Origin of the sequence: Paenibacillus sp. FSL H7-0940 (genome assembly GCF_037979415.1) — a bacterium.
Taxonomy (GTDB): Bacteria; Bacillota; Bacilli; order Paenibacillales; family Paenibacillaceae; genus Paenibacillus; species Paenibacillus amylolyticus.
The window spans coordinates 6,035,599-6,059,863 of record NZ_CP150280.1 but is presented as its reverse complement, the minus strand read 5'-3'; the positions used below and the strand labels follow the sequence as shown (position 1 = coordinate 6,059,863).

General features: G+C 48.1%; 22 protein-coding genes. 5 read left to right on the top strand and 17 right to left on the bottom strand.

The annotated features are described in order from the left end of the window. Positions 1-17: 17 nt before the first annotated feature. The 5 genes from MHB71_RS26740 to MHB71_RS26720 form a co-directional block, all read right to left on the bottom strand. Positions 18-2,099, bottom strand: a complete 2,082-nt coding sequence (locus tag MHB71_RS26740; protein WP_340028132.1) for an ABC-F family ATP-binding cassette domain-containing protein — start codon at positions 2,097-2,099, stop codon at positions 18-20. A 98-nt stretch (positions 2,100-2,197) separates the two neighbouring features. Then, positions 2,198-2,359, bottom strand: coding sequence for a hypothetical protein (locus MHB71_RS26735; protein WP_017691697.1), 162 nt, complete (start codon positions 2,357-2,359; stop codon positions 2,198-2,200). 113 nt (positions 2,360-2,472) lie between these two features. Continuing rightward, on the bottom strand, positions 2,473-2,757 hold the full coding sequence (locus MHB71_RS26730; protein ID WP_036606621.1) for a YesK family protein: 285 nt from the start codon (positions 2,755-2,757) through the stop codon (positions 2,473-2,475). 53 nt (positions 2,758-2,810) lie between these two features. Beyond that, positions 2,811-3,809: a glycosyltransferase gene (locus MHB71_RS26725; RefSeq protein ID WP_340028131.1), complete on the bottom strand. Its 999-nt coding sequence runs from the start codon at positions 3,807-3,809 to the stop codon at positions 2,811-2,813. Positions 3,810-3,827: 18 nt separating this feature from the next. Next, on the bottom strand, positions 3,828-4,811 hold the full coding sequence (locus tag MHB71_RS26720; protein WP_340028130.1) for an aminoglycoside phosphotransferase family protein: 984 nt from the start codon (positions 4,809-4,811) through the stop codon (positions 3,828-3,830). Positions 4,812-4,971: 160 nt separating this feature from the next. Here MHB71_RS26720 and MHB71_RS26715 point away from each other — a divergent pair, with 160 nt between their 5' ends. Both MHB71_RS26715 and MHB71_RS26710 read left to right on the top strand, forming a co-directional pair. Next, positions 4,972-5,562, top strand: a complete 591-nt coding sequence (locus MHB71_RS26715; RefSeq protein ID WP_036671691.1) for a TetR/AcrR family transcriptional regulator — start codon at positions 4,972-4,974, stop codon at positions 5,560-5,562. 189 nt (positions 5,563-5,751) lie between these two features. Further along, positions 5,752-6,330, top strand: coding sequence for an NAD(P)H-dependent oxidoreductase (locus MHB71_RS26710; protein WP_340028129.1), 579 nt, complete (start codon positions 5,752-5,754; stop codon positions 6,328-6,330). A 597-nt stretch (positions 6,331-6,927) separates the two neighbouring features. Here the strand turns inward: MHB71_RS26710 and nikE are convergent. The 10 genes from nikE to MHB71_RS26660 form a co-directional block, all read right to left on the bottom strand. Beyond that, positions 6,928-7,728 (bottom strand): nickel import ATP-binding protein NikE, encoded by an 801-nt coding sequence (gene nikE / locus MHB71_RS26705; RefSeq protein ID WP_340028128.1) that lies wholly within the window; start codon positions 7,726-7,728, stop codon positions 6,928-6,930. Between the two features lie 161 nt (positions 7,729-7,889). Beyond that, positions 7,890-8,696, bottom strand: coding sequence for a nickel import ATP-binding protein NikD (gene nikD, locus MHB71_RS26700; RefSeq protein ID WP_340028127.1), 807 nt, complete (start codon positions 8,694-8,696; stop codon positions 7,890-7,892). A gap of 39 nt (positions 8,697-8,735) precedes the next feature. Further along, positions 8,736-9,566: a nickel ABC transporter permease subunit NikC gene (gene nikC, locus MHB71_RS26695; RefSeq protein ID WP_340028126.1), complete on the bottom strand. Its 831-nt coding sequence runs from the start codon at positions 9,564-9,566 to the stop codon at positions 8,736-8,738. Continuing rightward, positions 9,563-10,507: a nickel ABC transporter permease subunit NikB gene (gene nikB / locus MHB71_RS26690; protein WP_340028125.1), complete on the bottom strand. Its 945-nt coding sequence runs from the start codon at positions 10,505-10,507 to the stop codon at positions 9,563-9,565. The genes nikC and nikB overlap by 4 nt, the downstream gene beginning before the upstream one ends. Before the next feature lie 74 nt (positions 10,508-10,581). Further along, positions 10,582-12,216, bottom strand: coding sequence for a nickel ABC transporter substrate-binding protein (nikA, locus tag MHB71_RS26685; protein ID WP_340028124.1), 1,635 nt, complete (start codon positions 12,214-12,216; stop codon positions 10,582-10,584). A gap of 303 nt (positions 12,217-12,519) precedes the next feature. Beyond that, complete coding sequence (locus tag MHB71_RS26680; RefSeq protein WP_340030229.1) at positions 12,520-13,452, bottom strand: 1,4-beta-xylanase; 933 nt, start codon at positions 13,450-13,452, stop codon at positions 12,520-12,522. Positions 13,453-13,457: 5 nt separating this feature from the next. Then, on the bottom strand, positions 13,458-14,495 hold the full coding sequence (locus MHB71_RS26675) for a glycoside hydrolase family 130 protein (RefSeq protein WP_340028123.1): 1,038 nt from the start codon (positions 14,493-14,495) through the stop codon (positions 13,458-13,460). Positions 14,496-14,517: 22 nt separating this feature from the next. Continuing rightward, the gene (locus tag MHB71_RS26670; protein ID WP_036671615.1) at positions 14,518-15,351 is read right to left on the bottom strand and encodes a carbohydrate ABC transporter permease; all 834 of its coding nucleotides are present in this window, start codon (positions 15,349-15,351) and stop codon (positions 14,518-14,520) included. Positions 15,352-15,353: 2 nt separating this feature from the next. Continuing rightward, on the bottom strand, positions 15,354-16,241 hold the full coding sequence (locus tag MHB71_RS26665; RefSeq protein ID WP_017691677.1) for a sugar ABC transporter permease: 888 nt from the start codon (positions 16,239-16,241) through the stop codon (positions 15,354-15,356). Between the two features lie 190 nt (positions 16,242-16,431). Continuing rightward, positions 16,432-17,745 carry an extracellular solute-binding protein gene (locus MHB71_RS26660; RefSeq protein ID WP_340028122.1) on the bottom strand — a complete coding sequence of 438 codons (1,314 nt, stop codon included), beginning with the start codon at positions 17,743-17,745 and terminating at the stop codon, positions 16,432-16,434. 224 nt (positions 17,746-17,969) lie between these two features. Here MHB71_RS26660 and MHB71_RS26655 point away from each other — a divergent pair, with 224 nt between their 5' ends. The 3 genes from MHB71_RS26655 to MHB71_RS26645 all read left to right on the top strand — a co-directional run bounded on the left by MHB71_RS26655 (position 17,970) and on the right by MHB71_RS26645 (position 21,558). Further along, a complete protein-coding gene (locus MHB71_RS26655) occupies positions 17,970-19,160 on the top strand; it encodes an AGE family epimerase/isomerase (protein ID WP_340028121.1) in 1,191 nt (396 codons plus the stop codon). After that, on the top strand, positions 19,157-20,341 hold the full coding sequence (locus MHB71_RS26650) for a glycosidase (protein WP_340028120.1): 1,185 nt from the start codon (positions 19,157-19,159) through the stop codon (positions 20,339-20,341). The genes MHB71_RS26655 and MHB71_RS26650 overlap by 4 nt, the downstream gene beginning before the upstream one ends. A 140-nt stretch (positions 20,342-20,481) precedes the next feature. Next, the gene (locus MHB71_RS26645; RefSeq protein ID WP_047840864.1) at positions 20,482-21,558 is read left to right on the top strand and encodes a substrate-binding domain-containing protein; all 1,077 of its coding nucleotides are present in this window, start codon (positions 20,482-20,484) and stop codon (positions 21,556-21,558) included. Between the two features lie 75 nt (positions 21,559-21,633). Here MHB71_RS26645 and MHB71_RS26640 read toward each other — a convergent pair whose 3' ends face one another. Then, positions 21,634-22,311, bottom strand: coding sequence for a hypothetical protein (locus MHB71_RS26640; protein WP_340028119.1), 678 nt, complete (start codon positions 22,309-22,311; stop codon positions 21,634-21,636). A 326-nt stretch (positions 22,312-22,637) separates the two neighbouring features. Next, positions 22,638-24,065 (bottom strand): hypothetical protein, encoded by a 1,428-nt coding sequence (locus MHB71_RS26635; RefSeq protein ID WP_340028118.1) that lies wholly within the window; start codon positions 24,063-24,065, stop codon positions 22,638-22,640. Between the last annotated feature and the right edge of the window lie 200 nt (positions 24,066-24,265).

Genomic DNA, 24,265 nt, shown 5'->3' with positions numbered 1-24,265 from the left:
GCTCATGCCATTCGGACTTATAACTCAGCCCACTGTGCCAATACATCATTATATTCAGCGGACAATTGCTCCCGATCATTCCAGATTTGTTCCAGTTCAAGCGGATTGTTCTGCACCGTTTCCAGCTGTTGATCCAGCACCTGAATCTGTGCCTCAAGACGAGCCAACGTCTGTTCCAGCTTATCCGCAGACTGTTGGTTGCCATTGCCACTTCTATGTTTCGATGCAGCTGCTGCCGAAGAGGCCATCGCCTTACCTGATTCAGTAGAAGCTTCATGATCATGACTTCCACCCGCAGCTACAACAGTGGATCCGTTCATTGTCGAGGTTGCTCCTGGTTTCTTCCCTGATCTGGCAGTCCCGCCGGACGCGGACGTTAACCCTGACTTCATCTCTGACTTGGCGTTCCCGCGAGATGGAACTGCTCCCCCTGCTATAGCCTGACTTGTCGCCGCCGCACGAGCTTGTAAATCAAGCTTCTTCTCACGATACGCCTCATAGTCTCCCAGGTAAGCGGTCATCTGACCGTCCTCCAGTTCCCAGACACGGGAAGCGAGGCGATTGACGAAGTACCGATCATGCGAGATGGCAAGTACAGTTCCTTCAAAATCAACCAAGGACTCTTCCAGCGCTTCTCTGGATGCGATATCCAGATGGTTGGTTGGCTCATCGAGCAGCAGTACATTGGGTTTACGTTGCACCAGAAGAGCTAGCCGCAGACGCGTCCATTCCCCGCCAGATAATTGCCCGACAGAGCGGAATACATCCGCTCCATAGAACAAGTATCGTGCCAGAATTCCGCGAGCCTCTCCCTCTTCCACGCCTGCTTCTAGACGGAAGTATTCGAGTACATTCAGCTTTGGATTCGTAGGTTCCTCCTGTTGAGCCAGATACCCGACATCCACGCGTGCTCCCCACTCCAGCTTGCCCGCATTGGGCTGCTCGTCACCAAGCAACAGCTTGAACAAGGTCGTCTTGCCGGAACCATTGCGGCCAATGAGTGCAATTTTATCTCCATATTCCAGCAGACCCGAGATTCCGCGCAGGATTTCACGCTCACCATAGCTTTTTTCGACCTGTTCCAATACCGCTACCCGTTTACCCGTTCGATCCGTAGGACGCACATCGAACTCGGCATTTCGGCGCTCTAGTACAGGACGCTTCACCTGTTCCATCCGCTCGATGGCTTTACGCATAGAAGCCGCCCGTCTGAAGAACTTTTCATTCCCACCAACTCGGCCCCATTCCTCCAGTTGGCGGATCGTTTCCTTCATTTTCTTGATAACCTTCTGCTGCTCCTTGAACTCCTCGAATTGCTGCAACAGCCGTTGTTCCTTCACTTTCATATATTCCGTATAACCGCCAGCAGATGTTTCCGCTTCTCCATCCTCCAGCTCCAGTGTTCGATTCACGACCCGATCCAAAAAATAGCGATCATGCGAGATCAGGACAATGGTGCCGGGATATTCACGTAAAAATCCTTCCAGCCACTCGACCCGCTCCAGATCAAGATGGTTTGTCGGCTCATCCAGCAATAACAGGTCGGGTCTTACGATTAGCTGTGAAGCCAGCACCACCCGAGTCTGCTCCCCACCAGACAGGGAACCAAAGTGCCAACCATAGTGTGCCTTGGCGATATCCAAACCGTCCGCCACCTGATCGATCCGGGCATCCATTTCATATCCACCCTCACGCTCGAACTGGTCTTGCAGTGCCGCGTAGCGTTTCAGCAGGCGCTCCAATTGATTAGGGTCTGCTGCACATGCCGGATCGGACATCTGCTGCTCCATATCCTTCATTTGCGTGCGACATATCATAAGCTCCTTGAATCCAAGACTCAGTACATCCAGTACGGTATGGTCATCCAATCCTTCTGGAACCTGAGCCACATATCCCATTCGTGTATCTTTCTTGATCATCAATTGCCCTTCATCCGGCTTGTTCAGTCTTGCCATCAGGCGCATAAGTGTGGTCTTGCCGCTTCCGTTGCGGCCAATCAGGGCGACCTTGTCACCTTCCATAATTTCAAACGTAATGCCGTCCAGCACCAGATGTGCTCCGTGGTATTGAGTCAGTTGTTGCGCGCTAATCACTATCATAATAAGGTTCCTCCTATGGTATGGAAGATCCTGACCGCAACACAAAAAGAGCCGCAGGAGGTTAGCTCCGCGGCCCTTCAGAATTCAAGCAATATCGCTTATCGTCCGAATGAGGTCAAGGCAGGCATCTTCTCGCAAATGTTAACTTCCGTATATTCAAAATTGGACAGACTTCTCCCGTTGGTCAGAAAAGTATGAACAATGCCAGCCATAGCAATCGGCAGCTGGCTAATACGGTTGTTAAGCATCTCGTGATTCACCTGTCTTCACCTCCCTTGTCATAATTAATGTCAATATATCACAGACGAATGCGTTTCCGCAACCATACCTTCGCCCAATTCAATCATACTGTACAGTAGTTTCATTCTTACGCTTAATTCCTGCCCCGTCGCCGAAGCATTACATCCCTGATTGCCACCGTAATAAGTGTTAACATTCCCGAGGTACCCAGTGATGCGCCGAGCAGGGCATATCCGATGCCGTTCCACCCGCCAATATCGATGCTGATCATGATTACAACGGCACCGCCGAGCAAGGCCACACATGGCAATATATATTGAACCCACGTCATTCGCCGTCCTTGCAATCGGTAAATAAGCCATTCAATCAGCAGCAGCACCGCCCACATTCCCAATGTCCACAAGATCAGTACTTCCATAAGGTTCCCCTCCTGTTGCTGGATGGATTAAGCCCTTTGTTACAGACCTTACGTTACTTCAACCAATCCGAGAAAAAGTGTCGGTACCCTTCTTTCATCTTCGTGCGCGAAAAGGCACCAAACGCATACTCCCGGTTGTCTTCTGACACACTGCGCGGGGCAGCCGCAGCCATGTTCACCAGTTCAAACCAGTTATCCTCATTGCCTGCAAAGGCATGCGTGGATCGAATGTGACCGTAGCAGGCATGCTCCGGCTTCACGACCATTTTGCCCATCGCCATCGCTTCCGTCAACGGCATCGCAAATGTATCAAAGGCCGAACAGTTCCAATACACCTTGGATGAGTTCATCAACGTAAATATCTCATCCTGCGTGAGCGCAAACTTCAGCTTCACGTTGGCAGGAATGTCGTACTTCTTCATGGTTTCCTTATAGCGTACACCGCCAAACACCATATATACTTCCTTGTCCGGGTTCTGCCGAGCGTATTCCAGCACCAGATCTGGGCGGCGGTTCGCCTCATCCCTACCGATCCAGAGCACCCGATTATGCACAACCTGACTCGGATCATAGTGCCGGTTCGCCAGCTCTTCGCTAAAGCCAATCGGAATAACATTCACGTCATGTACACCGAAATTGCGACCCAGTTCTGTTTTCAAAAACTCCGTCTGTACAATTGCTTTATCCACCATCGTATAAAATGGCTTCATCATCTCATATCCCGTTAGCGCGGGATCGGGGAAACTGTGCGGGAACAATACACTCTTCGGTAAGAACATCTTTAAAAACGTAAACCCGGATACGGTGTAGATGACATGTTCTATATTTTGGCTATGAATCTGGTCCAGCACGATATCGTAGTTCACCAGGTCACCTTTCTCATGCTCATAACCCGGCAACCAGTCGTATCCGCTGACATGACGCTCCGGCGAGATGAACACAATATCCACGCCCAGCTCCAGACCAATCTGCTTCAGCCGATCCGCAAATACGCGTGGCCCCTGTGCTTCCGTGAATTGAATTTTACGCATAACAAGTCCGACTTTACGCAAGCTTCTCACCCCTCATTTCTATTCCTCATCCAAGTGCTTCATGCACTGTTCCAGCGTTGCTGCCGTCTCATGCCACTGGTTACGCAACTGTTCCTTCGGCCACACACATTCCTTACTCCTCAGATCACCGTCAATTAAACGCAGCATCCAGAGTGAGAATACAATAGCATAAGCGTCGTACCATTCTGCAAAAGAAACCCGTTCAATTTGCACGCCCAGGCTCCCCAGTTTGTCCAAATAAACATCCACGACCCGCTCTCGCAATGCAGGCGTAACCGTTCTGGGAAACAGCGGATGCGATAGATCAACTAGGTGATATATATCCCACAGTGGCGTATTCAGATGGGCATGCTCCCAATCCAAGATGACCAGTCTGCCGTCCACCTCCGCCATGTTACCTGGATGCAGGTCTCCGTGACACAAAACAGTAGGAAGTTCTTCCTCTGCCGTGAGGATCAACCTGGAGATCTTATCCCAATCGGATGCGGATAGCTGCATATCCAATCTGGATAACAGTTCATCGGTAGATTGCCTATGCATTTGCAACTCATCCAACATTGTGCGAATGGACGGTTTCTGGCCCACGCGAGGCAGCTCACTCCAATCCGTAACAGGCAATGCATGCCATGCTGCCATATGTGCAGCTGCACCGAGCATCGTCGCTTCTTGTGAATCTTGCACCAGTTGCCCCAGATCCTCGTAGATCATCCAGCTCTGTGCTGGAGCAATGGTAAGATCCGACGCTGCAATGAGTTGCGGATAGATTGGTGGTAAGCCAGACATCACACGCTCGTACATCCATCGTTCCCGTCCATGCTGCGCAGGATTCGTCAGTGGTTTGAAAATATAACTTTCACCGCTAGGAACAGTGAATCGCTCCACATATCTTCCGTTCATTCCTTTATACAATTGTTCGCGGCTTGTTATATATTGAACATTCAGCATTCCTTCGGGCGTCACCCAGCTGTATGCATCCAACTCTTCGTTCACGCTACCCACCATCCATTTCGTTCTCCCTGCTACTCCGATTATGATTTCTATTCATCATACGTTGCCGCTCACAAGCCTGCAAGCTTTGGTCGTAAGCGCTTATTCAGTGTCTCAATTCAGAGTTTCAAAATTGCTTGTTGCATTTTGGTTAGTAATCACTTACTATACAATCATGAAGAACAAATCTCATGTGGATAGCAAAAAGAAAGATATCCTACAAGCGGCGATGCGCTTGTTCGCAACCAAAGGCGTTGACGGCATATCCGTCAAAGAGATCGGTGACGCCGCCGGAGTAACCGATGCGGCGATCTACAAACATTTTAAAAACAAAGATGCCGTTGCCCTGGAAGCCTTCACCCAATACTGTGTCGACTATACTGCACTGATTGACGGGTATGTTCGACAGGAAGGTCCGGTGTTGGAACGCTTCAAGCAACTGGTTACCGAGGTTCTCCATCTGCATGATGAAGATCCCTACGGACTGCTGCTGATTTCACAGAATCATGAAATATTCATTGAAGCCGGAAGCAGCGAGGATTACCGTCAGCCATTGGATGCGTTAATGGATCTGATCGATCAGGGAATGATGCGGGGCGAACTGCCTCAGCAGGATTCACGGCTCACAGCCGTGCTGGTGATCGGTGCAATTACACGCATGGCGGTCTCCAGTATGCAAGGTGAGCTACCGGAGCTGTTGGTACCTTATACGGGGGAAACGGTTCACCGACTTGCATCAATGTTGGGGCAGGTACCCCAAGAGTAGCGAGGGAGAGTGGTAGCCATTTGACCTCGCAGAACACCAAGTAAGGTTTGGGGCTACACATTATAAAAAGAGAATCGTCAACATACCATCAGGATATACCAGATGGATTATCGGGTCATACGTGACCTTTTCTTTTTGCACATGAGGTTAGTGTTCATTAACTAAAATAGTCAGGACGTGTCATCTTCCATGAAAAAAATATTAATTATTCAAGGCAATCCCGTCTCACCCAGTTACAACGGTGCAATCGCCGAGGCTTACCGTAAAGGCGCTGTGCAGGCGGGTGCCGAGGTTCGCATAATCACCCTAAACGAGTTGGAATTTAACATGAATTTAGCAGGTGGATACCGAAATAAACTTCCACTCGAACCAGATTTGCTACAAGCCCAAGAAGCGATCAAGTGGGGCGAGCATCTCGTATGGGTATTCCCAATCTGGTGGGGAGGACCACCTGCCCTGCTGAAAGGTTTCGTTGACCGAATCTTTATGCCAGGTTACGCCTTCAAGTATCAAAAAGGAAAACCTTTCCCGGATCAACTGCTCAAAGGCCGCACCGCCCGCATGATCACCACGATGGATGGTCCGAGCTGGTACTTCAAATGGTTCCAAGGTGAGCCTGCACATAAAATGATGAAAATCTCCACATTTGCACTGACTGGCATCAAACCTGTGCGGATAACACCTGTAGATCAAGTTGGTAAAAAGTCAGATGAACAGAGAAAGAATTGGCTTGATAAGATTGAGCAGCTTGGGCGGAAGATGGGGTAAAGATTTCTGCAAGAAAGCCTCATGGGAAGTATATACTTCTCTCCAGATTTTCACGTTTTAAGTTAAATCAAAAATCTGTGGATACGCGCAATTTGAAGGTAGTCCTGTAATCCACGAGTGGTGCAATTGTAATTATAGTCTGACTTATAACAGAAAGCAGAAACGTGCCTATTCCCAGTTACAAAAAAAGGGTTGTCCCCTACGTCTTGAACAAGACGTAGGGGACAACCCTTTTAGTATTCATTATGATCTAACGAACCGTAAACACGCTATTAGCGCCATTTCCGATAAGTCTGAGGTTTAACGAATCGTAGACGCATTATTTCCTCGATCTGTGTATCATTTGGAGGTTTTAAACTAGTTTGCACCGGAATAACTTCACTGAGGTTCGTTACATTTTGCATTCCACGCTAAATCGCCATTTAACACTCACTCGGTTCGTTAGCGACCTGCACTTAGAGAGACAAGTCCACACTACAGGTCAGCTTGATACGCCAATCGCCCGCCTTTGGAAAGTCGACTTCGCATCAGTAATGCAATGGAAACGACCATGGTTAGCGCCCCAATGAACAGCCATCTACAAATACAAACAACGCATTACCTAAACGAAATACGACCTGATGGATGCTCAGGCAAAATAGCTGTAACCAACTGCTGTACAGCCGGATGATCCGACTGCATTACCGAATCCCCGGCATCACCGCTATATACCAGCTTTCCCTGATCCATCACGGCAATGCGGTCACAGATCGTCATGGCAGCTCGAATGTCATGTGTGATAAAAAGGTAAGACAACCCGTAGGATGCTCTTAACTCTCCCAATAAGGATAGAATTTGCGTCTGGTGCACCATGTCCAGGCTGCTGATCGATTCGTCCAGTACGATTAACTTTGGCTTGAGCGCAATGGCTCGTGCGATGTTAACTCGCTGTAATTGCCCACCGCTGAACTGGTGCGGAAGCTTGCTCCCATCCTCAGGTGTAAGCCCAACCTGCTCAAGCAGTTGTCCGACCATACGAAGTTGTTCTTTTGCCGAAAATCGCTCGTAATTATCCAGTGGCTCACCGATGATCTGCGCGGCAGTCATGAGTGGATTCACAGCCGAATAACAGTCCTGGAACACGACCTGCAGATCGCGCCGTAATCCCTTAAGCACGGGTTTGCTGGATCGATAGATATCCTGACCCTGAAATAAAACCTGACCCTGGCTGGGCTTCTCCAGACCAAGTATGATTTTACCCAAGGTACTTTTACCTGCCCCGCTCGTACCCAGGAGCCCCAGACACACACCCTTTTCTATCGTAAGTGAGATATCTGCCAGCACAGGAGGTCGTGCTCCCGAACGATCCAGCCAATTACGTTTGCCATAGCTATGGCTTACTCCACGTACCTGAAGCATCAGGTCATCCTCCTCTCTTGTACTTGGCAGAAACAATCTCTGAAGAAGCCGAAATTACACATTACCATGTTCATTCCACCCCTACGCCTACCCACTCAAAACACAGTGTATTCCCGCTCTACACATACACTCACTGAACAATTCAACTCATCTGTCATTCACTATCGTCCCAAAGACATACTGGGTCTGGCATTTAACAACATCCGGGTATACTCATGCTGCGGGTGATCGAACAGTTGGTACACATCTGCCTGCTCCACAATTCGCCCCTTCTGCATGACCGCGACTTCATCCGCCATTTGCGAGATCACGCCCAGATCGTGGGAGATGAGCAAGATGGATGTGCCATACTCCGTACGTAGCCGATCCAATTCCTGAAGCACCTTGAACTGATTCACGACATCCAGTGCCGTCGTTGGTTCATCAGCAATAACCAAAGCCGGTCGCAGGCACATCGATATGGCGATCATCACACGCTGCAACATACCGCCACTCAGTTGGAAGGGATATCGCTTCATCAGTTTAGCTGGTTCGGGTAAGTTCATATCTGCCAAGGCAGCAATGGCCCGCTCTCGGGCAGCTGCTTTGGACATTCCCGTATGCGTACGCAAGGTTTCAATGAATTGAGATCCAATCGTATATACGGGTGTAAAAGCATTCATCGGATTCTGCATAATAAATCCGATTTCCTTGCCGCGGATGCGCCGCATCTCCTCACCTGACAACGAGCCAAGCTCCCGTCCATTCAGGTGGATGCTACCCGACACTTCCATCCTGCGCGGATCAAGCAGATGGAGCAATGCGTTACATGTAACGGTCTTACCACTGCCACTCTCACCGACGAGACCGAAGACACGACCTTTTTTTAATTCAAAATCAATGGGCTCCAGTAACGGGACTGAACCCTCCGCTGTTCTTAGATTCACTTGCAGACCACGAACTTCGAGTACCTTCGCTGCATCATCCATCGTTACGTTCACCCCTCATATGCCTTCGATTCCGAACCACTACCTTTTTGCAATGCCATAACGCTCGGATAACGCTTCTCCCAAAATGTTGAACGTAATGACTACGAGCAGAATCAATGCCCCCGGGTAGATCATCAACTCCGGATGACTGCGAATATAACCTGTCCCCTCATGTATCATAGCGCCCCATTCTGCATTCGGTGGTTGAATACCGAGTCCCAGGAAAGACAGAGCAGATATATCCATAATCGCCCACCCCATCTCCAGAGTACCCAACACAACGATCGGACGCTGCACGTTGGGGATGATATGTTTCCGAATAATCGTCCACGAAGAGGAGCCACTAATCCGCGCCGCTGCGATGAAGTTCCGTTCTTTCAGACTAACGACCATGTTCCGGCAGATACGTGCATAATACACCCACTGTACCATCATGAGTGCTAGAAGCACCTGCATCAAACCTGGACCAAAGATCCCTACAATACCGAGCACCAGCACCAGATTCGGAAACGCCATAATGCCTTCACACAAGCGCATCAAGAGACTGTCCACCCAACCACCAAGGTAACCGGAGATTGAACCTACAATGACACCTATGAGCAAAGATGACAGGAAGATCAGGGTAGCAAATCCAAGCGACACTCTCGCTCCATACATCAGCCTAGTGAGATTGTCGCGTCCCAGATGATCCGTTCCGAGCCAATGCTCAAGCGATGGACTCGCCAGCTTCTGCAACAGATTCACCTTCACCGGGTCATGAGGAGCAATCCATGGGGCTAATAACGCGATCACGAAGAAAAGCAATATGATCACCGAGCAGATCTGGATGGCTCTCTGCCCTTTAAATACCGCACGCCATTTGTTTATCAATGTTCTGCCCGTCCTTTCGCTGAAATCCGTGGGTCCATAACGAGCTGCACCAGATCAACGAGCAGATTGCATACGATGAACAGGCAGGCCGCCAGGAAGACATAACATTGAATAACGGGAATATCCCGATTAAATATCGCATCGACAAAATAACGTCCGAACCCAGGCCAGGAAAACACCTGCTCTACAATAATGGTGCCTGTGAGCAGCTTGCCCATACTCATCCCCATTCCTGTAATAAGGGGCGATATGGCGATTTTCAGGACATGCTTGAGCATAATCACTCTTTCGCGAATCCCGCGTGTTCTCGCATACTGTACATATGTCTCCTGCAATTGCTCCAGTACACTGGAACGTAACAATCGGGTGTAGACCGCAATAAGAATCAAGGAGAGAGTAATCGTAGGCAGAACCAGATTCTCCCACGATCCACGCCCCTCCACAGGTAGCCAGTCCAGCTTCACCGAGAAAAAGAAGATCAGCAAGTAACCGAGCCAGAATTGCGGAATAGATGCTCCAAAATAGGAAATCGCACGACTGACCATGTCAATCCAGCTATTCTTATACACCGCCGCCAGTATTCCCAATGGAATACTCACCAAAGCGGATAACAATATACTCCAGAAGGCTAGTTCAGCCGTAGCGGGAATCCTTAGTTTCACTTCATCCCATACGGGTTTGTTGGTGAGATATGAGGTGCCAAAGTCGAGCTTGGCAATCTTCTGAATCGTATGCACATACTGGGTTAATAAAGGCTGATCCAGACCGAACTCATGCCGCTTTTGCGCAAGCAGCTCCGGTGTTGGATAGATATGAGCGGCTGTCAGATAAGCCTCGGCCGGATCAACTGGTGAAATATGAATAAGCGCAAAGGTAACGAGTGTAGCGATAAAAACGATAGGAATGATCGCGATCATTCGTTTCCCGATATAACTGATCAACAAACTTCCTCCCTTTTATCAAGCTACATGACCTTGCCAAGGCTTTACCACTCCGAGATTAAAGTAAATACAACTTATTGGTTGCCCAATTCAATGCCTACAAACGGATTCTCATCACGGTTCGCCGGGAAAATAAAGTTGGAAATTTTCTTCTGATATACCGCCGTTTTCTTAACATACGAGATGGGGACAATCGCCGATTGTTCCTGAAGTGTTGTCAGGATAGAGCCATACAGCTCCTGACGTTTCATCTCATCTGTTGATGATAGTGCGGCATGTACCTGCTCGTCCAGTTCCTTTTTCATCGGCAAGGCACTGAGCGTCTCAGAGATACCAAATCCGGGGCTCGCTACAACGTTAATGAAGGAATGTGGATCATACGGAGCACCATAGTTGTACCAGAAATACAGGTCAAAATCATTGGCTTTCAAACGTTTGATCTGTACCGTCAGTTCCAGCCCAGTGAGGTTTACCTTAACCCCAAGCTCGCTCCATTCCGCCTGAATGGTCTCAGCCATCGCTTTCTGAATCGGGTCCGTCTTGTCAAAAATCATTTCGAATTCAAGCTGTTGTCCGTCTTTCTCACGAACGCTACCATTCGCAGGCATCTTCCAACCCGCTTCATCCAATAAAGCTTTGGATTGTTCCACGTTATATTCGATCGGTTTCAGGTCAACATTGGTGTATGGGTAGTTTTTGGATAGTGCCGTATCTGCCGGTTCTTCCAGACCCAGAGTGATACCTTCCACCATCGCTTTTTTGTTAAATCCTTGCTGGAGCGCCATCCGTACTCTGAGATCAGACAGCTTCGGATTGGAGGAATTCAGCAGCAGATCTCGCGTACCTACCGGATCAGACAGCTGACTCACATATTTATCGTTGTCACGAAGCTGTTGGAACGCATCCAGACTGATCATACCTTCACCATAGATCAGGTCGAGATCACCTTTTTCAAAAGCAAGCACGCGGGTTTCTGCATCAGGGATGATCTTAACCGTAATCTGATCCACCTTCGGTGCGGTTCCCCAATAATTCGGGTTGCGTTTGAAAACAGCATATTCGTCCTGCTTGTAATCAGCCAGCATCCACGGGCCCGTTCCAACTGGCTCTTTGATGCCTTGGGATGTATCTCCGTCATCCGGGAATCCGGCTTCACCCAGGAAGCGGAAAGGACGAACCACAGACAAATCCTGAAGAACAGGATAGTACGGCTCTGTGAGTGTCATACGGAACGTATGGTCGTCCACAACCTCTGTCTTGTCGAGCACACCTACAATGCCCAGCCAGCTATGTGTAGCTTTATTTTTCATCACAGCGTCAAAATTCTTTTTCACAATCTCAGCATTAAATGGCGTACCATCTGAGAATTTCACACCTTGGCGAAGCTTAAATGTATATACTTTGCCGTCATCGGAGATGGTCCATGATTCTGCCAGAGCAGGTTCCAGTTTTCCGTCCTTCTGGTAACTGATCAGTGGCTCATAGAGCATCGATTGGGCAAATAATTGCGAAGGATTGTACGTGTGCGGATTCATTGTACCGATATCACGTGGCCATGACATCGTAATCGACTTCGTAGACGTTTGATCCGAAGCAGCAGATGAGGATTCATCTCCACTTCCTGTATTGCTGCAACCCACAATAACGAATAACAACAAGAACATAGTTGCCAACGTGAGGGCCGAAGATTTGCGATGTTGTACAGACATGAATGTTGAACCCCTTTTCTCTATTTTATGATAATGATTATCATATTCATCCATTAAGAATAGGCAGGAGCCCTCCTTTTGTCAACAAAATTCGACATGGTATGTGTTGTTACTAAAATAGCCAAAAAACCTTTCCTATGGGAGGAAAGGCTTCTTGACATGAATGTGAATTACGACTAAAAAAATAAACTCCACCATAATCTGCTATTCCTTGCTCACAGCATGGAAATCACGAAAGTACATATGCAGGTATATCACTGAGATTCATCATCACATACGCCTTCTTGTTTCTCGTTTAAACTTCTACAGCGATGCCCCATAGAACCGACGAATCACCTGCTCCGCTGGCTTGCCGTACACTCCATATCCGTCATCGGTCAGCGCCTCCTTCTCCGCATGCAGATGTGCGCTCCAATCCCATAGACCGAATCCGCGTACCCAGTCACGCTGACTAACATGCCGGAACATGGTCTCATAGAAATGCTCTTGTTCCTCCGCGCTCACTTCGCCTTCCAGTCCCCAATCGTTCGGTACCTGGGCCGATCCACTGCGGCTGGGACAACCTGCTTCCGCAAAGAAAAAGGGTTTGCCATAGGGAGCAATCACCTGTTCAATACGATCCAGTTGCGCCTCCCAATCTCCGATGGGATAATAACCACTGGAAGAGATGACGTCAACGGCATCCCACCATTTCACATGACCTTCCTGATATTTATCCGTGTTGTACGACACCAGTCCTGTGTACACTTCACGCACACCGGCGATCACCTCGCGCCACTCTTCATCCCGACGCTCGGATTGCACCATCTCACAGCCTACGATGAACATCTCACACTTTTCCTGCTCTGCAATCACTGCATAATGCTTCTGAAATGCCGTATAGCTGCGGAACCAATCCTTCCACTTCGGCTCACAAGGCACATCGATATCAAAAAAGTTAATATGTGCACGCCATGTGCCATCGATGCAGTTGACGGTGGGTTTCAGAATGACACGCAGCCCGAGTGTACGGGCATAACGAATCATGTCCACCAGTTCATCATCCTCCACCAGATGTGTGCCCCGATACTTGACCTCTACCGCCTGCGGATGATCCTGATGTGCCGCCAGTGCAAAAATAACATGAGAACTGCCTGTACGCTCAGCCATCAGGCGCAAGGATTCTTTGGCTTCCGGCTTGCGGAAGTCTCCCCTGCCACTCATCCAGCCAAATGTAAATCCCTTGATATAATCCATATGCATTACAGCTTGCCCTCTTCATGGTCTCCGGCGATGACTTCGTCCGTCTCGATTACATAGTTCACGATCTCATCAATGGTCGTGTAAGCCACGCCAACATACGTGTCGGCAGCACCGTAATAGATAGCGATACGCCCAGTTTCTGCATCATGCAACGTTGCGCATGGGAAGATGACGTTATCGACAAATCCTTGTTCTTCATACCATTTTTCCGGTGTCAGTACGAAGTTAGAAGAACGATATTTTACTTTGGACGGCTCATCCAGATCCAGAATGACTGCTCCCATGCTATATACCAAGCCGTTACAGGTTCCAGTTACGCCGTGGTAGAACATCAGCCAGCCTTCAGACGTTTCGATCGGAGCGGGCCCGCCGCCAATTTTGACCGATTGCCACCAGCCTTGGCCGCCTTTACTCATCACATGACGGTGCTTGCCCCAGTACACGAGATCCGGGCTTTCACTCAGGAAAATGTCTCCGAATGGGGTATGTCCACTGTCACTCGGTCTGGACAACATCACATAGTTGTCGTTGATTTTGCGTGGGAACAACACGCCATTCCGGTTGAACGGCAGCATTGGATTTTCGAGGCGGACAAATGTTTTGAAGTCATCCGTTTTGGCCAGACCCAGTGCTGCGCCGTAGAAGTCTGTACACCAGATGATGTAATACGTGTCCTCGACTTTGACCAAACGTGGATCGTACGCATAGTTCGGCATAAACGGATCGCCATTTTCATCTACAAATGCAATGCGTTCCTCTTCAATTGTCCACTCCAGACCATCTTCGCTTGCGCCCATGTGAAGGTGTGGACGTCCATTAACGGTTTCGGCGCGGAATACCCCAATGAATTTTCCTTCATACGGTACAACGGCACTGTTAAAAATGCGGGCAACACCTTTGACCGGGTTACGCGGAACCACCGGGTTGGCCGAATGTCTCCATACAGGGCCTTCCGTTCCCTCCGGTTTGTTCTCCCAAGGCATATTCGGCAAAGCATCCCCAACAACGTGTACGTTTTTCGTTTCAGCAACTGACATTTTTCATTTCTCCCTTCGGATTTTATTTAACGGAGCCTTGCGCGAAGCCGTTGTAGATGTACTTCTGTAACAGCAGGAAGATGATCATCGTTGGAATAATGGCGATCATGATGCCGGCGCTGATGACCTCCCACTGCGATCCGAACGGTCCCTTGAATTTGAACAAGGCGGTGGATATGACCTGTAGATCGGTCTTTGGCATGTAGAGGAACGGTGTGTAGAAGTCATTATAGATGTTCACACCCTTCACGATAATGACCGTTACAATGGCCGGTTTCAGCAGTGGCAGAATGATTTTCCAGTAGATCGTGAAGTACGACGCGCCGTCCAGCATGGCGGATTCATCCAGTGCACTTGAGATGGAGCCCAGGAATTGCAGGAAGATATAAACCGCGATGATATCTGTACCCAGGTACATCACGATGGCCGCCCAGCGCGTGTTGAACAGGTCGAGCGCGTTGATGATCTGGAATGTGGCGACCTGCGTTGTAACACTTGGAATCAGGGTAGCGAGCAGGAATGCCGCGACCATAATCTTCTTACCTTTGAATTTGAAACGATCCAGTACATACGCGATCATGGAGCCCGTTAAGGTCGCTCCTATAATAGAGATGATCAGAATAATAATTGTATTTTTGAAACCAACCAGCATGTTGCCATCCACAAAAGCCTTTGCATAGTTCGCGAAGTTCAGCCAGTTGGCTGGCGGGGCAAGCGGGCTGCTGGTAGCGTATTCCGCATTCGTTTTGAGAGATGCAAATAGGATGACCACGATGGGCAAAAGCGCGATAAACGCCGCAATAACCAGGGAAGCATATTTAACCACGCTCGCAAGGGTGTATTTGAGTTGTGTCACGTTTATTCCTCCCCTTTCATGGTGACGCGTTGCACAAGCGTAACGAGAATAACGATCAAGAGCAGCACCACAGCCATGGCGGATGCCAGTCCCAGCTTGCCATATTTAAACGCCAAATGAACCGTCTGGATTACAAATGTCATACTGCCGTTGGAACCATCGGTCATGATATATGGAATATCGAACGCACTAATTGCGCCGCTAATCGCCAAGATCAGGTTGAGCTGCAGGATGCGTGTAATGCTTGGCAGGATGATGTGGCGGAATTGCTGCCAGCGATTGGCACCATCAATATCGGATGCTTCATACACATCCTTTGGAATGGAGGAGATTGCACCCAGGAAAATGATAAAGTTGAAGCCCATGTATCTCCATACTGATGCACCTGCGAGTGACACGTTGATAATATTCGGATTACCGAGCCAGAGCTGCGTGTATTGTCCCAGCCCTACAGCATGCATGAGCATATCGAGTGTACCGTCCGGTTTGAAGAAAAAGAGGAAGATAAAACCGATGGCTACCCCATTCAGCAAATAAGGGAAAAACAATATGCCTTTGAAGAAGTTTTTGCCTCGGACTTTGAAACTCAAAATCGTGGCAAAGTAAAGCGCCAAGCCCATCTGTAAGAACGTGGCCACGAAGTAGTACAAGCTGACAATAAATACTTTGAAATATTCGGGATCACTGAATATACGCGTATAGTTCTCAAAGCCAACATAATCGAACCTTTTACTGTATCCGTTCCAATCGGTGAAACTGTATTTGAACATGTTGATGACAGGTAAGTATGCAAATGTAAACAGCAACGCCAGCGGAATAATTGAGAAGGCACAGATGATAAATATGCGTTGCGCTGAGTAGCCCCAATTCGAAAGTTTTAAGTACTTCATGCTCTCCACACCTCCAAGCGGTTTTCCCGCCTATATATCGAAAGACTCCAATGGAATTCCTGCGGAATAACTGCCGGAGAAGAGTATGGGTATCATGCTTTCAAATACCACATACTCCATGCTCCATTCATATATGGATTCCTATATCCCCGCAGTCCATTCATCACCTGATCCACTTACGTTAATCCAATTATTTCGTGAGTTCTGCTCTTGCTTTGACCCATTTGTCGTTCAGATCTTTCATGATGTCGTCATACGATTCCTTGCGGTTCCCAATACCTGCTTCGATAATGCGTTTCTTGAAGTCAGGCTGCCAGAGACCGATTTCGCCTTCATTATCAATCTTGTCGACCAGACCTTCCTGACCTTCTTTGGCAGGTGTAAGCGTGGAGAATTTAACGTCTTTATATTGATCCAAAATTGGTGGTAATTCAGCATTCTTGTCTGCATCCATACCGCCGCCTTGTTCAACTGCATAGTTCGATTTCGCCAGGAACCAGTCAATCCAGGCTTTGGCAGCAGGTTTGTTCTCACTGTTCACGTTCATGCCGATGTTATAGTCGGCGGAGAGCGGAACCACAACCTCGCTTGCATTCGTAGGAAAAGGAAGGAATCCAATGTCGTCTGGAGTATCTGTCATGCCTTGGATCTGTGTGATCGCCCAAGAGCCCAGTGCCATTGTGGCAATTTTGCCTTTGGCAAGATCTGCTTTGGAGCTTTCCCAGTCGGTTGTTGTTGGATCTTTCTCGATTAGACCGTTCTTGGCTGCATCATAGAGCACCTTATATAGTTCATAATGCGGCTGACCAGGCACAAAGTTCTCATCTGTGTTCGGTTGGTCCACGTTAACGTAATCCACACTGCCTGCAACGGTTGGCAGATCCGATTCCCATTGGGTGAGAGCCCAGCCGGATGCATAGTTGGTGTAAAGTGGAACCGCGTCTGTATTGTCTTTGACCAGTTGAAGCGCAGCCTGGAATTGCTCCGGTGTTTTTGGAACTTCCATAATGCCTGCGTCTTTGAAGACCTGTTTGTTATAAATGATTCCAGAGAACGTAATTACGGTAGGAATACCGTAGACCTGACCATCCACCATGCGTTCTTCAATAGCCGTGTATTTGTCTTTCAGTTCATCGTACGTGCCAAGCGGCTCGAAGAAGTCCGGGATATCTGCGATCGGAACACTGGTCGGGATCATCAGTACATCACCGTAATCCTTGGTGCTCATACGGATCTTCACTTGTCCTTCGTAGTCGGCCAGTGCCTGGAAATTTACTTTCACATCGGGATATTCCTTGTTGAACTCAGCCGCATAGTCTTTGAACACGGTATCCACAATATCTGTACGTTGTGTAAGGACGGTAATTTCACCCTTGATATCTGCCGGATCTGTGCTGATCTCCTCCCCTGCCTGCGAAGATCCACCTCCGGATGAACATGCAGCAAGTAGCGAAGTGATGAGCAACATCGTCAGCAACATCATCCAAACTTTGTTTTTTTTCAATTGTTTCGACCCCTCTCTTAAGTTAATTAAGTTATCGTTAAGGTTACAAAATGAATTCTATTATGGTAACGCTTACCTGTCAATTAAATTATTTATAACTTAACAAGAAAAATTGCGATGCATTTCGTTGACATCTGTTTTTCGGAGCACTAATATTGATTAATAAAGTTACCGTTAACTTAATTTAATTAGATTGATGCACTATTTTGAAGGAGCGCTCACTTATGAATACAAAAACAACCGAACTTCAATCTGAGATTAAGGAGCATTGGGAGAAGCAGATTTTACCCTTCTGGTCCAACCTTAAGGATACAACCCACGGTGGATTCTACGGTTGGGTTGGCAATGATCTTCAAGTGATTCAACAGGCGCCCAAAGGCGGGATCGCCACGGCACGGCAACTTTGGTCTTTTGCAGCAGCCTATCGGGTTACCGGAAACGAAAGATGGCGCGATCACGCTCAGCACGCCTATCGGTTTCTCGCTGATCATGTGATGGACACCGAATATGGCGGTATGTACTGGATGGTAGATTACACAGGGGAAGCGCTGGACACAAGCAAACATGTGTATACGCAATCATTCGGCGTGTATTCACTCAGTGAGTACTATCGAGCTACCGGGGATGCTTCTGCATTGGAACTTGCGAAAACGCTTTTTGCTCTAATCGAGGACAAAGGTCTGGATGCCGAACTACCTGCGTACAAGGAACAATTTGATCGCACATGGAAGGAACAGCCTAATGAAATGCTGAGCGAAAATGGGGTGATTGCGGATTACACAATGAATACGCATATCCATGTGCTGGAGGCCTACACCACGCTCTATCGCGTGTGGCCGGATCAACAAGTGAAGGCGGCGCTGGAACGCCTACTCGGGATTCTGTATGAACGGGTGTATGACCAAGACACCAAGTTTCTCGGGGTATTTTTCAACAAACAGTGGGAATCCATCATCGATCTGCGCTCGTTCGGACATGACATTGAAGCCAGCTGGCTGATCGACGAAGCACTGAAAGTTCTGGAGATAGAACAACATCCGCAGTATGCAGCGATGGTAACGGATATCGCCTATAACATCTCCAATGTGGCCGTGAATGCGGATGGTTCCCTGCTCAATGAACAAGAAGGTGAACATATCGATGATAAGCGAATCTGGTGGGTTCAGGCGGAGGCTATGGTCGGGTTCTATAACGCGTATCAGCGTACAGGTGATCCACTATTTCTGGAGAGAGTGGAGCGCTTATGGACCTATACCAAAGAAAACATCATTGATCAGCGGGCTGGTGGGGAATGGTACTGGTCGGTTGACGGCAACGGTACACCGGATCAGAGCGAAATTGCCGGACCGTGGAAATGCCCGTATCACAATAGCAGATTCTGTATTGAACTAATCGAGAGGATGGGATCAGAATGATACACCCGAAATACAAGGAGTTACTGGAGAAACAGGAGCAGTTGCTTAGTCGCCCTAATGAGATCAATTCTTCCTTCTACAACGGCATATACGATCGGTACCAATATCCGGTTATCACTCGTCATCATGTACCGCTGCATTGGAGATTCGATCTGGATGAGACGACGAACCCGCATTTTATGGAGCGTCTCGGTATCAACGCTACACTGAATCCGGGAGCCATCTATTTCAATGGCAAATACGTCATGGTCATTCGTACCGAAGGATTGGACCGCAAATCGATCTTTGCGCTCGCGGAGAGTGACAATGGTATCGACGGATTCCGTTTCACGGGTAAACCATTGGTCTGGGAAGATATCGATGCGGATGAAACCAATCAGTATGATATGCGCCTCGTTCAACATGAAGACGGCTGGATCTATGGCATCTATTGCTCGGAACGCAAAGACCCGGAGGCTCCTGCATTTGATACCTCCAGCGCAGTGGCACAGGCAGGACTGGTTCGGACACGCGATCTTACAAGCTGGGAACGGTTACCCAACATCTCAACCAATTCCCCTCAACAGCGTAATGTCGTATTGCACCCGGAATTCGTGGATGGAAAATATGCCTTCTACACCCGTCCACAGGACGGATTCATCTTAACAGGCAGCGGCGGCGGAATCGCCTTTGGTCTGTGTGAGGATATCTTGAACCCTGTCATTCATGAAGAGACGATTATCGACGAACGGCAATATCATACGGTATATGAGGTCAAAAATGGTCAAGGCCCTGCTCCCCTCAAAACGGATCGTGGCTGGATTCACATTGCTCACGGAGTTCGGAACACTGCGGCAGGCCTACGTTATGTGTTATACACCTTTGCCACCGATCTGAATGATCCGGCACGTATTATTGCCAAGCCGGGCGGCCACTTCATTGCTCCTTATGACGACGAGCGGGTAGGCGATGTATCCAATGTTATTTTCTGCAATGGAGCTGTGGTCAACGAAAATGACGAGGTCTTTATCTATTACGCATCCAGTGATACCCGCTGTCATGTGGCAACAACCACGTTGGAAAAACTAGTTGATTATACGTTCAATACACCGGCTGATCCATATCGTTCCTTGGACTGTGCTATCCAACGGGGTCAGCTGATTGAACAGAATGAGAAGCTTCTACAGAAACAATTGACATAACATCGGTAGAGCGTCCTCTCAGGGAAACCTGCAATGTGCTGAAAATTAGCGAAACAACAGCCAGAATGGCTTTATTCCAAGTGGGTAACGATGTATACTGATATGGATTGTTATTATGTTGGAGGAAAGCGCTCATCATAATGACAGCACATTGTGCCTATACCGGCTTGAAGGAGGCGACCATACTGAAGAACAATATCACCATGCGGGATATCGCCGACAGGCTCGGGGTCAGCAGTGTGACCGTCTCGAAAGCATTGAATGATAAAGATGGCGTGAGTGGCGAATTAAAGGAAAAAATTAAAGTGCTTGCTGTTGAAATGGGCTATCGGTATAATGCCGCTGCCCGTTCGATGAAGGAAGGCTTAACCCATAATATTGGCGTAATTATCCCGGAGCGTTTTACCGGGCCTACGCAGTCGTTCTATGTACGCGTGTTCCAGCGCATCACCAAACATCTGGAGGAACAGGGCTACTACGGCATTCTGCACATTCTGAATGTGGAGGACGAGGAAGAACTAACACTGCCCAAGCTGTACAGCGATAACAAAGTCGATGGTTTCATCGTGCTCGGACAGATCAGCAAAGAGTATATTGAACTGGTGCGATCGATGGAAGTTCCCAAAATGTTTCTCGACTTCTACGATGAACATTCGGACATCGATTCCGTCGTTACCGATAACTTCTACGCTGCCTATGAGCTGACGAACTATCTGGTTCAGCAAGGCCACCGTAACATTGCTTATGTAGGGAACTTGTATTCCACGAGCAGCATCCAGGACCGATTCCTCGGGTACTACAAATCCTTGCTGGAACATCGGTTGCCGATGAATCCAGATCTGGTTCTGAATGATCGGGATGAACGGGGTACGTTTATTGAGATTGATCTGCCGGAACAGCTGCCAACCGCCTTTGTATGCAACTGTGATCAGGTCGCTCATCTGCTCGTTCAGAAACTGACTTCCATGGATATTCAGGTGCCTGGCCAATGCTCTGTTGTTGGTTTTGATAATGATATCTATGCCACGCTCTCCGATCCCAAGCTCACAACCGTCGAAGTGGATGTGGAACAGATGGCACGCACGGCAGTTCAGTCCATGCTCAAAAAGGTCGACAACCCAAACCGCAGTTTCGGCCGTGTACATGTGAAAGGCAACATCATCTATCGTGAATCGGTAAGTGCTGCGTCTGCCTCATCAGATACTATGGATACTTGAACAAAAAAATGAAATAAACGAACACAGATGACTGGCCTTTATCTTACTGGCCAGTCTTTTCTGATGCATCGGAGCTTAACGAGGGCGACGATCTGTTGAATTCTTCAAAAATGTAGTCGTTCTCCAAATCGAGAGGATGAGGATTAACTCATACACATTGGTTAAAGTTCCGGTTTCCAATGGTAGGGAGATTAACTGCCCTACAAACAACAAGGCAGTTCCAACAAACAGCCATACCCATTTATGTCTGAAAAGAACGATCAGGCTAACAAATAAGAGTACAAGCCCCACGATGATCACCATCATCGGCGGACCTCCATGACCTTCTGCCATATATCTCAGTACTCCATACTCTTCTGTAACTTTGAGATTTTCAACCTCCGATAAAGTAAAGCCTACAACCTGATAGATAACCAGACCTAAAGTTATCAGCCATGCTACCACACTCGTTATACTTCTATTGGCAAACTTGGCACCTGAGCTGCGCAAGATATGGTAGCCAACAAGAATAAGGGTAGGGGTAGCAAAGGCATGTAGCCAAAATCGAAGGCTACTGAGAACCATTAACACTTCCCCTTCCCCTATCAAATTACCTACAGCAATAATTCCATTATCATATGCCAAGCTGAACGCTACAAATAGCTGAAAACTGGAATACCCTAACCATTGCTTCCTCTGGGTTAAATCGAAGGCCATCCAAACAACAAGTATCAAATAAACAAGAGTAAGTGCGGAGTATATCCATACATCCAAACTGCTTCACCATCCTTATGGGTCAATTCTAATAAATTATATTTACCGGTAAGTAAAATTACAAGATGAATTTTTAAAAATGGATAATTTGTCATAAATTACTCACTGATGTAATGAAGATGAATATCGATATATAACGTTTACCTGGGAGACCAACACATGCTGTAGCTGGAGATGTTCCACCCTAACAAGGAGTCACTTTTCAAGCGGCCCGCCGAACTGTATCTGGAGCTAAATTATATAAAAAGAGCACCCCCGGCTATCGTAGCTGCAGGAGCACTCTTTTCCTTATTTGAAGAACGTAAAAGCAACAGGTTACTCTGATATCAATAACTTGTCTTCAACCAATTATCCTTGGACCAGGTCAATTTACCCGAACCCGCGCCATTGGAAGCCGTGAGGCGTGCATTCAGCGTGGATGGATCATCCGTGGTATAGCTGTAAGGAAGTGTCGAGAAGCCGTTCCAGGAGAACGATTTTATCACCGCCGGGATTGGCGCCAGTGGACTGCCAGACGTATCACTGCTTCCACGGAATGAGCTGCCATCCAAAGAATACATGGTATCGGTCACTCTGATTTTGCCGGTATAGGTTGGGTCTGCCGGATCGGTCTGATTGTTGCGAACAGGATACAGCACGTCCTTGATGACTGATTTCTCAACTAATACGGCTCCGCTCTCTGTCGAGATTGCCCCATTGCCAATGATATCGAATTTATAACCTTTGGACGCAATCGCTGTTGCCATCGCCGTTGTAATTTTGGCTTTAGCGGCACGTGCCCCTGTCGAATCCATCACGATGTTGTATGCATGTGCGTTGCCGCCACGCAGGCGTGGCATCCGGTCCTGAATATCTTTGTAGAGATTATGGTGCAGTGTCATGGACAGGTTGGCGTTAGCTGATTCCAGGCTGGTCGAACCGACCAGATGTCCTTTCTTTTGTGGTCCCGAGATGGCGATAATATCGGCTTTGCTAAGACCTACAGCACTGCTGCGCAGGTAGTTATACATGGGATAGGAAGCCTTGTTTGCTTCCAATTCGTTAATCTGCTGGGTGACCCAGCTGTTCGAGCTGCCGTCATCCCCTTTGAAGAGGGACCAGGAGATGGTCACACCGCTGGTTCCTTTTTTCGAATCGACGAGTCCGTCATAGGCTTTATTAAATGTGCAGTGATCAATCCACACGTTGCTGTTCTCCTCCAGGGTGATGTAATCCCAATCGTTCTTGTCGTAATCACCTTTGGTGGATTCATCCCATTCCCATAACTCATCAAATTCCAGGTTGCGGATGATGACATTTGAGCTTCGTTTCACGCTGATCGCAGCGTGTTTGATCTTGGAACCATTGGCGGAGAAAATCGTGAGTCCATTGAAACCATCAATCGTGAGCTTGCTAACACCGGTCTGTTTTAATACGGGATGCGTCAGCGCATCATTATGCTTGGCAAAAGGAGAAGTCTGCGCTGCGCTCGGAATTTCATTCCATCCCAGATTCAGATCGTTCATGATCTCAACGACTTTGACACCGGAGTTCTTTTTCAGCGCCAATGCTAGATCGGTCGCATTATACACTTTCTTATACGTGGCTGTGTTTGATTCGCTAATGATGCCGCCGCCCGCGTTCCCTTGGGAGAAGCCTGTAAGATTGTAGTCTGCGTTACCAGCTGCCTGCACACTTGCCGGGCCGGACAATAAAGTTAACCCCAACGTTAGAGCCAGGGCTGTGCTGCAAAAACTTCGAAATTTAGTTTTCATCGATTCCATTCCTCCCAATATATGATGATGACATTCGTCCATCGTTGCCATGCCGTGTTACGAAGGACATGTTCTCAATGTAAATGTTGAAAGCGATTACAACAATAATCCCTATCTCACATGTGGTTAGGAAAGGCTGGTATGGTAAGGGTTTGTACTGTAAGCAACCTTGAATCGTACAGAGTTAACTTGGGGAGTAA